We start from the raw sequence: 13219 nt of genomic DNA on the forward strand, positions 1-13219 counted from the left end.
CAAAATTGTGCAAGTATAATCGCATATTTCGATTGGATTACGTATAAATGGAACAAGAGAATGCATGATAGCTACAAGGGATAAATACGGATTTCGCTCTCACTTTGCAAAAGTTGGTTGAAATGGAGAAAAGGAGAGGTACAGCATGGGAAAACATTTTGGAACAGATGGTGTTAGGGGAGTGGCAAATCTTGGTCTAACACCTGAATTAGCTTTTAAAGTTGGACGCTTTGGCGGTTATGTCCTAACAAAGGAAACCGAAAAACCAAGAGTGGTTATCGGACGGGATACACGAGTTTCCGGGCATATGCTGGAAGGTGCATTAGTTGCAGGGTTACTGTCGATAGGTGCCGAGGTTATGCGATTGGGTGTTATCTCAACACCAGGGGTTGCCTATTTAGCAAAAGCCACCAGTGCCCAGGCAGGTATTATGATTTCCGCTTCACACAACCCAGTGGAGGATAATGGAATAAAGTTTTTTGGCCCGGACGGTTTTAAATTATCGGATGAACAAGAAGACGAAATTGAGCGATTAATGGAAGGAGAAGATAACCTGCCACGTCCAGTGGGTGCCGATTTGGGTGTTGTCAATGATTATTTCGAGGGTGGACAGAAGTATCTTTCTTTCCTTAAGGAATCAATTGATAATGACTTTGAGGGGTTCCGAATCGCGCTTGATTGTGCGAACGGTGCGACCTCAAGCCTGGCTACCCATTTGTTCGCGGATTTAGAAGCGGATACGTTTACAATTGGTTCTTCTCCGGACGGACTGAATATCAATGAAGGTGTCGGCTCTACACATCCAGAGAAATTGCAGAAATTTGTAATAGAGAAAGATGCTGATGTCGGACTGGCATTTGATGGTGATGGTGACCGGCTGATCGCTGTTGATGAATTGGGCAATATCGTTGACGGAGATAAGATTATGTACATTTGTGGAAAATACATGAATGACAAAGGCTATTTGCGACATAATACTGTGGTTTCAACGGTTATGAGTAATTTAGGTTTTTATAAAGCTTTGGAAGAACATGGTATGCGCAGTGATAAAACAGCTGTCGGAGATCGTTATGTTATGGCGGAAATGCGCAAAGGCGGGTATAATCTTGGCGGTGAACAATCCGGCCATGTGATCTTCCTTGATTACAGCACAACCGGTGATGGGATGTTATCTGCATTACAGTTGGTGAATGTGATGAAAGAAACTGGCAAGAAACTGTCAGAGTTGGCAAGTCAGATGGAAGTCTATCCACAAGTGTTAAAAAATGTAAGGGTAACGGATAAGAAGAACGCTTTGACGAATCCAAAGATCAAGGAAGCCATTGACGAAGTGGAACGGGAGATGAATGGCGAGGGTCGGGTTCTGGTTCGCCCATCAGGTACCGAACCCCTTGTACGCGTCATGGTGGAAGCGGCAACCAAGGACGAATGTGAACACTACGCTGATCGGGTTGTAAAGGTCATTGATGACTTATTAGGAATAAAATAAACTACTTTACAAAGCTGCTCCAATAATGGGGTGGCTTTTTTGTTGCTTAGGAAATTGTAAATATTAAATGCTGTGGATAACTTTGTAATCGGATGAGCCCCGTCCGGCTCCAGCGCCCAGCGGCTAGTGTGCTTCCTTCACCTTCGTACGATAAGTCAACATCGACTCCCTCTGGTCGTCGTGTTTCCTTTATCTCCTACGGTTCAGTCCAGCACATACGCCGCTAACCGGGCGCTTACGCCTTTGTGCTTTTCAGAACATCTCTATAAGCTGAGGGCATCGAATTGGTGTCAATAGAATATAAATATCGACATTTCCCGGGAAATAAAATCGAATGTTGGCGAATGTCCAAATGTCCATAAGCCAATGTTCGTATAAAACGGCTGATACTTGTTCCACACGATATTCCGGAATATCCGCATACAGGCAATATGCTATTTAAACATGTTGTAGATACGGACATATAATATTAGCAGTTACCACAAAAAAGTATTGACCAATTTATTCTTTGTCAGTTACAATAAATGGTGCGCGCATTTTAATGTTTGTATGCGCCTTTGTGGTAACTGTAGTCAAACAAGGAAAGGAGCATCGTCTTTAGTTTAGCAAGTAAAGCGCCAGAACTATTTTCGTTCGATTGGAAAATAGTTGACGAGGTGGAGGTTAATCGATTTTTCGGCGGATTCCTCCCGATTGCACATCTCAATCGTTATGCTTTTATCTGAAAACAATGAGGCGACTTGTTGTACAAAGGAAAAGGTGAGATGGAAAATAAACAATCACGAGAAAGGGGCAACAATACGCCCCAAGGCAGAGGTTAGATGTAGCAGGTCTGATGTCAATGAAATTCGGTCGGTAGTACGCCAATTCTATGATGATCCGGCTTTTGCGCATATAAAATCTGCTATAATGAGTCGTTTGTTGCCCCTTGATACTAGGAGGAAACAACGATATGTGTGGAATTGTCGGATATATAGGTCGAAATGATGCAAAAGAAGTTTTATTAAACGGATTGGAAAAGTTGGAATACCGTGGTTATGATTCAGCGGGTATTGCGGTGCTTAATGATGACGGAATCAACATGTTTAAAGGAAAGGGACGGATTGCAGCACTCCACGAACGGGTTGACAGCACCGTGTACGCCACAATGGGAGTCGGTCATACACGTTGGGCGACCCATGGCATTCCAAGTGAGGACAATGCACATCCACATCAAAGTGCAACTGGACGGTTTACACTCGTGCATAATGGTGTCATTGAAAACTATCAGGAGCTACAAAGTCTTTATCTTCAGGATGTAACACTTGTAAGTGAAACAGATACAGAAGTCATTGTACAACTGGTTGAAAAACTGCTGGAGAAATATGAAGACACTGCTGAGGCATTTCGCCAGGCCGTAAGTTTATTAAAAGGATCTTATGCGATTGCATTGATCGATAGACAGGATCAAAATACGCTGTATGTTGCCAAAAATAAAAGCCCATTACTGGTTGGATTGGGCGATGGTTTCAATGTTGTTGCAAGTGACGCGATGGCTACCTTAAAACTTACCAATCAATATTTGGAAATCCATGATGAAGAGATTGTCCTGGTAAGCCGCAACTTTGTGGAGATACAAAAACTGAATGGTAAAGCCGTTGTACGAAAGCCATATACAGCGCAAATTGATGCAAGTGATATGGAAAAGGGTACGTATCGACATTTTATGCTAAAAGAAATCGATGAACAGCCGTTTGTCATGCGTAAAATTATCAAGGAATACCAAACAGAAAATAATGAACTAAAGCTTGATGCCGATATTCGCCAGGCGATGAAAGTATGTGACCGTATTTATATCATTGCAGCGGGCACGAGTTATCATGCCGGTTTGGTTGGCAAAGAGTTCCTAGAGAAATTGGCCAACATCCCCGTAGAGGTGCATATTGCCAGTGAATTTTCCTACAACATGCCACTGTTATCTGCAAAACCATTATTTATTTTCATTTCGCAAAGTGGTGAAACAGCGGATAGCCGTGCCGTATTAGTAAAGATCAAAGAAATGGGACACCCGGCACTAACGATTACCAATGTGCCAGGATCCACCCTTTCTCGTGAAGCAGATTATACACTAAATTTGTATGCCGGTCCGGAAATTGCGGTTGCATCAACAAAGGCATATACGGCCCAAATTGCTGTGTTTGCCATTCTTGCTGTCGATACAGCCAAAGTAAAAGGTATACAATTGGACTTTGACCCAATACAAGAACTTGCCATTGTCGCAAATGCCATGGAAGTATTAACAGATCAGAAAGAAACAATAGAAGAATTAGCACGCGGTTATTTTGCCACTTCCCGTAATGCATTTTTCATCGGACGCAGCAGAGACTATCATGTTTGCCTGGAAGGTGCATTGAAATTAAAGGAAATCTCCTACATCCAAGCAGAAGGTTTTGCCGGGGGAGAATTAAAACATGGAACGATTGCCTTAATTGAAGAAGGAACTCCGGTTATTGCTTTAGCGACACAGGCAAATGTAAATTATTCGATTCGTGGCAACGTTCAGGAAGTTGTCGCCCGTGGTGCCAACGCGATGGTCATCAGCATGCGCGGTCTGGAACAGGATAGGGATGCGTTTGTTTTGCCGCATGTGCATGAACTATTAACGCCGTTGGTATCGGTTGTGCCGTTACAACTGTTGGCCTATTATGCTGCATTGCACCGTGGTTGTGATGTTGATAAACCAAGGAATTTGGCGAAGAGTGTGACGGTGGAGTAGGGTTCTTGGAGTTTTGTATGAAGATTGTGTAGAGTGACAATAAAGTCGTTTAATTACAAATAAAGTTGTTTAATTTACAATAAAGATGTTTAAAAAACACGCGTTATCGATTATAATTAATGTAATCGAACGTGTGTTTTTTATTGCATTAAAATATGAGGTGATAAATACGTGGCTAATGCTAAATACAGGATCAAAAGAAGAAAAAATGCTTTGAAGGAGCTAAATGAGCTAGTAGAAAGACACTCTAATCTATTAATTATTCATTACTCTTGCGAAAGTTTTTATAATATTAAAGATGGGAGAACTCCACGAATTACATCTATTGCAGTTAGGCATTTCAATACTGGACAAACTATTTCCTTTTCAATTCATAAAGTGGCAGAGAAACAAGGTAAATTAAATAGCATTGAAGATCACTATAATGAATTAGAAAAATCCATGTTAGATGAATTTTATCAATTTGTTTCAACTCATATCAACTTTAAATAGATTCATTGGAATATGAGAGATATTAATTTTGGATTTGAGGCAATTAATCATCGATATAGTGTTCTTGGAGGAACGCCTTCTATTATTCATGACAATAATAAGTATGACTTGGCTAGAAAAATGGTTGATATCTATGGAACCTACAGTAAAGAACATCCAAGATTTGAAAAATTAATTGAAAAAAATAACATAACCAAGAAAGATTTTCTCAGTGGTGCAACTGAGGCAGAAGCATTTGAAAATAAGGAGTTCGTAAAGCTTCACCAATCAACATTAAGAAAGGTGGATATACTGCATATTATTGTTGAAAGAATTATTGAAGATAACTTGGAAACCGATGCTACTTTAAGAGAAATCTATGGTTTACTCCACAAGGGTTGTATGAATTAATGAAGGAAAATTGGGGATATAATCTTTTGATATTCTTTTTAGGAGCTGTACTCTCAGGGATAGTTGGAGTATAATTACACTTTTATTTTTATAAAAGGAGATGTGATAAAATGCCTAAACGCCAAACTGGTTGGACTGAAAAGAAAATAGCTCGTTATTATGAAGAAGGTCGTGGCCAAGGAGAATTAGGGAATTACAAATCTTGGTTAACGATTCAAGATGTTCTGTCCAAAGGGCGTGCTCATCGAGACATCGGTTGGAAAACAAAGCGTGGGCATCATCTATTATCAGATAATGAATACAACTATTTTTGCTTACTCGATTGGTCTGATAATGTAATTGATATTCGAGAGCAGTTTCCCATCAATAGAGAAATCACCACAAAAATTGCTGAAGACTTGAACATTACACACCCCTTAGATCCTACAACACAGTCCCCTATCGTAATGACAACAGATTTTCTTATTACACTACGGTATGAATCAAAAGTAAATTATATTGCCAGAACTATTAAACCTGAAAAAGAGCTTAATAGCACAGGAGTTATTGAAAAATTTGAAATTGAACGTGTGTATTGGGAAGGTCAAGATGTTGATTGGGCTATTGTAACAGAAAAAGATCTTCCCAAAACAATAATTGAAAATATAAAATGGCTGCGATTTTCTTATATACTCGCCGACACTACAGGTAATAGCTTTATATCTATCCTTTTAGAAAAACTAAAAACAGGTAATGGAACAATTAGGGCGGAAGTTTTCGTATTTGTCGGATGGAAGAAGGCGAGTTTATGCGATAGTTAAAGTAAATAATGGGTTGAAGGATTCCTTTATACTTGAAGTAGCAGTACTGGACAATCGTTCCTTGTCTACACTAATTGTACCTTCACTAGGGTCTGTCCATAGAAATGAATTACATATTAAGGGATTATTAACTAAATTAGTCTTAAATTGTGGAAGTTGGAGTCGCTCTTTCTTGAATAACCAAGTCCATAACTAGATAAGACATTCTAATGAGACTACGATGAATTGGGTTCAAAGGATAAGAAATTGTATATATTAATATTGCTGACTTTTAGAAATGATGTTAATTGCCACGGTAACCGTTTAACCCATTTGGATATACATTGTCCAAAGGGTGATTTAATGGTAAAAATAACATAACGATATTCCATTAAACATGTGATTGTAGAATATCACAGTTAAACATATATAATAGAAATAAATTTCATATAGAGGTGAATTTATATGCCTAAAATTGACAATATGCTAGCAATTCTATGGATGCTTAGTTCAGGTGAAAAAGTTACTGCACAACAAATTTCGGAAAAGTTAGAGATTAATATAAGAACTGTGTATCGTTATATTGATACCCTTTCAACAAGTGGTGTGCCTATAATTTCAGACACAGGACATTACGGTGGATACACTTTATTGAATAGTTTTATTGAAGCCCCACTCTTTTTTGATTTAGACGAGCAAATTTCCCTGTTTCACGCTGCTGTTTTTGCAGAAGAAGCTGGATACTATGGAGGTGAAGCACTAAATAGGGCTATTTCAAAGCTAAGCAAATATACAAATCAAGAGCAGGAAACAAAGATAAACCAACATTTAAGCAGCCTTGAAGTAATGAGTCAATTAATTTTTTTCCCTATGGAACCTTTATTGAAGGAGTTGGAGCGGGCTGTAGCTGACGGATACTCTGTAAAAATTTCATACAATAAAAGTGATGAAGAGCAATCAAATTATAGATTGATTGATCCGTACAGAATTATTTACTGGAATCATAAGTGGTATGTGATTGGATTTTGTCATCTTAGGAATGATTTCCGTAGTTTTAGAGTAGATCGAATTGAAAGTCTAATGCTAACGGAAAATAAATTTAACCGACCAGAAAATTTTTCAGCACGTGACTTTTTTATGAAAAATCTCCTTCCAACTATAGAAGATAAGCAAGGGATTATTTCTTTAGTTATTAATGGAAATGCACGAGCTTTGGGTGATATTTGCCAACACTGGTTTTTAGGACATTATCTACAAGAACGGACTTCAAATCAAGCAGTATTTTTTCTTGAAAAAGATATGTTGTATACATATGTACCTTATTTACTGTTGCCGTATGGTAAATCTATTCAAATTGTTGAACCAATAAGTCTTAAGAAAAGACTTACTGAAGTTTTGTCGGATCTAATAAAATTTCATCAAATATGATAACTTCCCTGACGCTAGTTGTCAGGGAAGTTATCATATAATAGGCTTATCATTGTGATGGGAGTGTTATTAGATGCAAACAAAAAAGGTTTATCTTTATGTATTTGATACAATGTCAGACTGGGAATATGGGTATTTAACTGCTGAACTAAATTCAGGAAGATATTTCAAAAAGGATTTAGCGCCTTTCAAAGTAGTTACAGTAGGAGCTGATAAAGAAATCATTACATCGATGGGAGGATTGAGCATAAAACCAGATATTTCTCTTAATGCTTGCACTTTTGGGAGTAAAGATCTCTTAGTTTTACCTGGAGGGAATACTTGGGGAGAAGATATTCATCAACCTATCTTGAAAAAGATTGGCGAAGCATTAAAGCTTGGGACTATTGTTGCTGCAATTTGTGGTGCAACGGAGGGGCTAGCGAATTTTGGGTACCTAGATTCTAGAAAGCACACAAGCAATGACTTAGAGTATCTTAAAATGGTCTGTCCTAATTATAAAGGAGAGAAATTTTACAATATGAGTCCTGCAGTATCTGGTGAGAATCTAGTTACTGCATCCGGAGTAGCTCCTCTGGAATTTACGATGGAAGTACTGAAAAAGTTGGATGTATTTGCGCCAGATACATTGCATTCATGGTATAATCTAAATAAGACTCATAAACCTGAATACTTCTTTCAGTTAATGAATTCAATAAACGGATGGGTACTGTCAATAAGTTTGTGTAAATTAATAGAGTATCCTCGGAATTGGGATTTGTTTTCTGACACCTACCCTGGGTACCCAGGGTAGGTGTCAGAAAATTAAATCAGATATTATTTGGTTTCCCGTATCGTTTTTCAAACATGTCCTGTAGCTGCTGATAAGCGCTTGCGAATCCCCTTAATTTTCGTTCTCCCCATCTTTGGTTATAGTCGGTTACTTGAAGGTACACTACTTTTTCTGTCGCCCTTTCGCTTGGTAAACTGTTCATGGTTTTTGTGCGCTTCTTGATTTCCTTCATCGTCCGCTCGATGATGTTCGACGTGTATATCACGCGCTGGATAGACGATGGGTAATCCAGGAAAGTCAGAAGCACTTCTAGATCTTCTTCCCATGATTTCACGACTTTAGGATGCTTCGATTGCCAAACCTGCTTAAATGCGTTAAATTGCTTTCTGGCTTCTTCTTTGGTACTTGCCTGATAAATAGGTTTTAAGTCTTCTGCTATGGCTGTCTGATCCTTTTTACGCACGGCATTTAACGCATTGCGGATTTTATGAACAACGCATCGCTGGACATCGGCTTTTGGGTACACCTCTTTCATAGCTGTTTCCAACCCGGGAAGACCGTCAAACACACCAAGCAACACTTCTTCAGCCCCGCGCTCGTAAAGATCTATCAAAATCTCTTTCCAGCCCAAGGAACTTTCCTGACCGCCTACATAAAATCCGAGAATTTCGCGGTAGCCATTCTCATTAACTCCAATGACGATGTAGACGACCTCATTGGCAACGTCATCCCGGCGCAACTTTAAATAGGTTCCGTCCAAATAGAGGACTGAGTAGCGTTTATTCAATGGGCGTTGCTGCCAGGCCTCAATATTTTCAACTGTCGCTTCCGTGATGTTACTGACGGTTGTGGCGGAGTAGGAAGATCCTAGCATATGTTCAATCATTTCCCCAATTTCACGCGTACTAACGCCTTTCTGATACATGCGCGTCACTGTTTCACCTACCCACTGATCACGGCGTTGGTAAGGATCAAATAATTCCGTCTGAAAGTCACCATGGCGATCACGAGGTACTGCGAGATCATCAATATGACCGTGTTTGGTATCAAGGGACCGTTTGTAATAACCGTTTTTCACTTGTTTCAATTCAGGGTGTTCTACCTCGAAAAACTGCTTTCTTTCTTCCTCCATGATGGTCTCCAACTGCTCTTTGACAAAGTCACGTACAAGGTTATCCAGTTGATTTATAAAGTCATGATCCGTTATACTTTGAGACATGGTAGGGTTTCTCCTCTCTTTATTTGTTGTCCAATTTTGAGGATACCCTACCTCTTTTTTTCGTCTCAAATATTTTACACAAACTATTTTACGTCATCAGTGGATAATCAAATAATTAAAAGAAAAAGCCCTACATAATTTAACCGCTGTAGGGCTAAAACTATTAGACAGACTCAAAACCTAAAATCTATTCCCATTTCTCAATTAAGTTATTTGCTTGAGACATGAGTGTGTCATATGCAAGTTCAGAAATTACTCCATTATCTTTTTGGTTATCAAGTAGATTCTTAAAACCTTTCATGTGCTTGACGACTTTCTCTGCATTATCTTGTTTTTCAAAGTGACTCACAGCCGTTAAATGAAGGTTTAAAGAGTGAGGGAATTCATCATTAGAAAATTCCCCCTCTTTTTCGAAGTGATTAACTAGTGTCTGTATACTGGTTGCACTAATATCCATATCCGGTAATAAAACAATACGACGGTCTGTTGCTTCTTCTATTTTACCACGGCTATATAATAATGGAATTGCCTCATCATTTGCCCATTTATCGAACAAATTGCCATAGAATTTACTATTGGGATCCCCCGATTGACCGGGACTGTTCATGGCAATTGAATTATCCCATTCACCAACATCCACTACAACCCTAAAGGTTGCTCCATGATTTTGTTGGAAATCTGAATTATATCCTGAAGCCCCAACAGTGTCTTTACTTCCACCGCGTGGGAGAGGGCCAATATTCATTTTTTCTGCTTGCTTCTCATCAACTAAATTCGATAATGGATGTTCTAAATAAGCATGTTTCAAATCTCCCCACCGCCATTCATCCATTTCTGGACCAAGTAGTTCTTCCGCATGGTCAATTGCATCACCCAAGGTTGATAACAAAATATGATCACGCACTTTTTCAGGATGCTCACCGAAACGCTCATCTGGATTTTCTAATAGATCCAAGATGACAACAGGATCCCCAGATCCAATATGATTTGCTGTCTCTTCCGACATAATTTCTCTCACAACCGCATCTTGTAAATGATATTGATACCATACTTCAAACAAAGTACCGGCAGATGTTTCAATGGATAATTCGCCATCCCATTCTTTTAACAAATTCAAAGCATCGTTTAATTTATCATCAGAAGAATGTAGATCATCCAATAAACTGGTGATACGTTGACCCGGAATTGATGTATAGTCTGTTTGTAACTGCAGTGAATCTTCAATTCCTATTTTTTCATTACTTTCCATTACTTCCTTAATACGTTGGTAACGAAATGGTGTGGCCCATGCGTCAAATCCAAGTTTATATTTTTCGTAGTCATAATCATCTGGTAAATTCATTTGATTGGCTGTGCCAATCCACCCTCTCTCTGGATTAAACTCGTTTGGCAAATTATTTTGGTCGAGATAACCATCCCATTCATAGGTGCCATCACCAGGTACAGGCAAGAGTCCATCCCAATTATCTCGCACAGGTGTTAATCCGCCTGGTTTCCATCCAATATTTCCTTTAGTATCAGCATATACTTGATTCTCAGACGGCGATCCCCATTTATTCATTGCATCATAGAATTCATCCCAGCTTTCGGCACCCATATAGGATAAACTTCCCAAATAAGGAGCCATTCCAGGTTCTAACCAAGCTGCTTTTACCGCATATGCACGGTTGTTTTCCTCATCCTTATAAATAACTGGACCATGTCGAGTGAATTCTAGTTCCTCTACCTGTTGTCCCTCATCTTTTACCACGATTTCTTCTGATATTGAAGTCATCTCTTCCCAATCATCTTCGTATAGGTACTCTGATGAATTATCTGGATTTGTTTCATACACGTAAAGATCTTCCTGATCGATTCCAAAGATAGTTAAACCCCATGCGCTTGTATCGTTGTGACCAATCGAGACACCTGGTAAAACTGGTTCACCACCTCCAATAACATCTAATCCAGGTGCAGACAGATGCGTAATATAACGAAGTGATGGAACATCCACCGCTCTATGAGGGTCATTAGCCATTATCGGACGGCCAGTTTTTGATTTTTCAGGGCTGATAACCCAGTTATTACTACCAAGGTTCATATTCTGCTTAATTTGTTCGTTTAAGTCTTCAGTAGTAGCCTGAGTTTCAACGTCGTCTATCACAACCTTGTTTTCTACACTATCAAAATTAACTCCACTGGTTGCTAATTGATAGGTATCTAATATATCTTCGGAAATGTCATTAAGATCTAGACCTTCCGGTATGGTTGTTTCCCATTCTGGTTCAAGTCTATTACGAATGCTTTCAGCATCTTCGCCATGTTCACGTAAAGTGATTGCTCTCGCCACTTCATTTTTGATGTTTCTAGTTAAACCATGACTACGAATACGGACAATATCCTCAGGTTCCCATTTGGATGGCTTATAATTAAGGATATTAAATTCATCTGGAAGTAGATCAGGGTTCTCTTCTGTCATTTCAACATAGGCATTAATACCTTCGGTAAACGATGTCACAATTTCTTCTGTATTCGGGCCATAAGCTTCCCATTCTTCTTCTATATCACCGCGATATAGAAATAATCGTTTAGCTTTATCTTGTTCTAAATAGTCTGGACCAAGAACCTCTGACAGTTCTCCCAATCCATTCTTTCGCCACAAATCCATTTGAAATAATCTATCACGGGCAACATTAAATCCTTGTGCAAAATAAACGTCATCCTCAGATGATGCATAAATATGTGGTATTCCCCAATCGTCCACGAGTATTTCGGCCGGTTCTTTAAGTCCCTCCAATTCATGTATTGTCGTTGTAACGTCACTTGGGCTTGCATTACTTGTAATGCTTGTAGCGCTTGATAAAAAAGGTGTAATGAAGAGCATACAAACAAATGCCAACATTACTATTTTCTTCTTCATGAACTCACTCCTCGTATAATATATTTATAGCTCACATTTAGTTAAACTCGTCGTCCCCCTCCTTCAATTGATTTTATATGTGATTCATAATCAGCCGTTTAACCTGATTATGAAATGCCACCATTTTTTATTAACACTCCAAATTTTGGAGATACTAATTATCCTCAAGAACATCCGATGGCAATGATTAAAGAACCAACAAGTATAATGTCGGCAACCACAAAAAAAAGAACACTCCATTCTAATGGGGTGGAGGATTAAATCATATACATATCAAACCTGGATATTTGCGACAACATTTTTAAAACAACTAGTTCTAAATTTAATGCGTTGTTATTATCTCCTTTGCTCTCATATTGGGGACTTGTTATTTCCCCAGGATAGCATATCAAGATATAGGAAATAGTTATCTACTATGTTTGATAGTCTACTTTTAATGCTATCATCGGAATACATTTATGTGTATTGGGAATAATCGACCCATTTCGACAGTTTTCTGCCCTCTTTTATTATAAAATTCGATAAAACTTTCCTTGAATTAGGAAAGGGTCTTGAGATAATTTGTCGATAATAGAAATAGGGAAGAAGTTTTAACCATGTAAAATTGGTTGTAAGTAGTCTAGAATGTGAATTCATTATGAACTCAGTTAACCTGGGATGGTCGTATAATTCTAATTTTAAGGTCAGAAGGTGTGTTCCGAGGTCCGGGAGGAGATTCAACAATTATTAAAAATAGACGCCCATTTAAAGGAAGCCTATGATTTAAAGCATAAGCTGGATACGTGGTTTAAAGTAGAAATGAAGACGGTATTGTTTCAATGTTTGGATTGCCATGGAACCGATGAAGTTCCTGAGTATATAATTGGTGAATTTAGTGTGGAAAAAATAATAGGGATGAAGTGGAACTTCATTGTCCGCATTGTAATGCACTATGATTGAGACGAAAATGCCCCAGGTGATTATCACCACTGGAGCTGCCTTTTCTGTTGGAACCTT

Annotated in this window: 10 protein-coding genes and 1 pseudogene; 9 read left to right on the forward strand and 2 right to left on the reverse strand. The window is 38.7% G+C overall.

The genetic code is table 11. The features are described from left to right. The first annotated feature begins 145 nt into the window (after positions 1–145). The 8 genes and pseudogenes from glmM to O2S85_RS01160 all read left to right on the forward strand — a co-directional run. Positions 146–1489, forward strand: a complete 1344-nt coding sequence (gene glmM / locus O2S85_RS01130) for a phosphoglucosamine mutase (protein WP_269410953.1) — start codon at positions 146–148, stop codon at positions 1487–1489. A 952-nt stretch (positions 1490–2441) separates the two neighbouring features. After that, positions 2442–4244 carry a glutamine--fructose-6-phosphate transaminase (isomerizing) gene (gene glmS, locus O2S85_RS01135; RefSeq protein ID WP_269410954.1) on the forward strand — a complete coding sequence of 601 codons (1803 nt, stop codon included), beginning with the start codon at positions 2442–2444 and terminating at the stop codon, positions 4242–4244. A gap of 171 nt (positions 4245–4415) precedes the next feature. After that, a complete protein-coding gene (locus O2S85_RS01140) occupies positions 4416–4736 on the forward strand; it encodes a hypothetical protein (RefSeq protein ID WP_269410955.1) in 321 nt (106 codons plus the stop codon). A gap of 12 nt (positions 4737–4748) precedes the next feature. Next, positions 4749–5126 carry a hypothetical protein gene (locus O2S85_RS01145; protein ID WP_269410956.1) on the forward strand — a complete coding sequence of 126 codons (378 nt, stop codon included), beginning with the start codon at positions 4749–4751 and terminating at the stop codon, positions 5124–5126. Positions 5127–5236: 110 nt separating this feature from the next. Further along, entirely contained in the window at positions 5237–5926 is a 690-nt protein-coding gene (locus O2S85_RS01150) for a TnsA endonuclease N-terminal domain-containing protein (protein WP_269410957.1), read from the forward strand. Then, positions 5859–6122, forward strand: coding sequence for a Tn7-like element transposition protein TnsE (locus O2S85_RS18685; protein ID WP_367748928.1), 264 nt, complete (start codon positions 5859–5861; stop codon positions 6120–6122). The genes O2S85_RS01150 and O2S85_RS18685 overlap by 68 nt, the downstream gene beginning before the upstream one ends. 248 nt (positions 6123–6370) lie before the next feature. After that, positions 6371–7333, forward strand: coding sequence for a helix-turn-helix transcriptional regulator (locus O2S85_RS01155; protein WP_269410958.1), 963 nt, complete (start codon positions 6371–6373; stop codon positions 7331–7333). A 73-nt stretch (positions 7334–7406) separates the two neighbouring features. After that, positions 7407–8033 (forward strand): annotated as a pseudogene (locus tag O2S85_RS01160) (type 1 glutamine amidotransferase family protein); the annotation flags it as partial. A gap of 109 nt (positions 8034–8142) precedes the next feature. Here O2S85_RS01160 and O2S85_RS01165 read toward each other — a convergent pair. Both O2S85_RS01165 and O2S85_RS01170 read right to left on the reverse strand, forming a co-directional pair. Continuing rightward, entirely contained in the window at positions 8143–9324 is a 1182-nt protein-coding gene (locus O2S85_RS01165; protein ID WP_269410047.1) for an IS256 family transposase, read from the reverse strand. A 187-nt stretch (positions 9325–9511) separates the two neighbouring features. Then, positions 9512–12223, reverse strand: coding sequence for a penicillin acylase family protein (locus O2S85_RS01170; RefSeq protein WP_269410959.1), 2712 nt, complete (start codon positions 12221–12223; stop codon positions 9512–9514). A gap of 690 nt (positions 12224–12913) precedes the next feature. On the opposite strand from O2S85_RS01170, the gene O2S85_RS01175 reads away from it, so the two are divergent. Next, positions 12914–13162: a hypothetical protein gene (locus O2S85_RS01175; RefSeq protein WP_269410960.1), complete on the forward strand. Its 249-nt coding sequence runs from the start codon at positions 12914–12916 to the stop codon at positions 13160–13162. Positions 13163–13219: the final 57 nt, after the last annotated feature.

This window comes from Lentibacillus daqui (assembly GCF_027186265.1).
Classification (GTDB): Bacteria; Bacillota; Bacilli; order Bacillales; family Amphibacillaceae; genus Lentibacillus_C; species Lentibacillus_C daqui.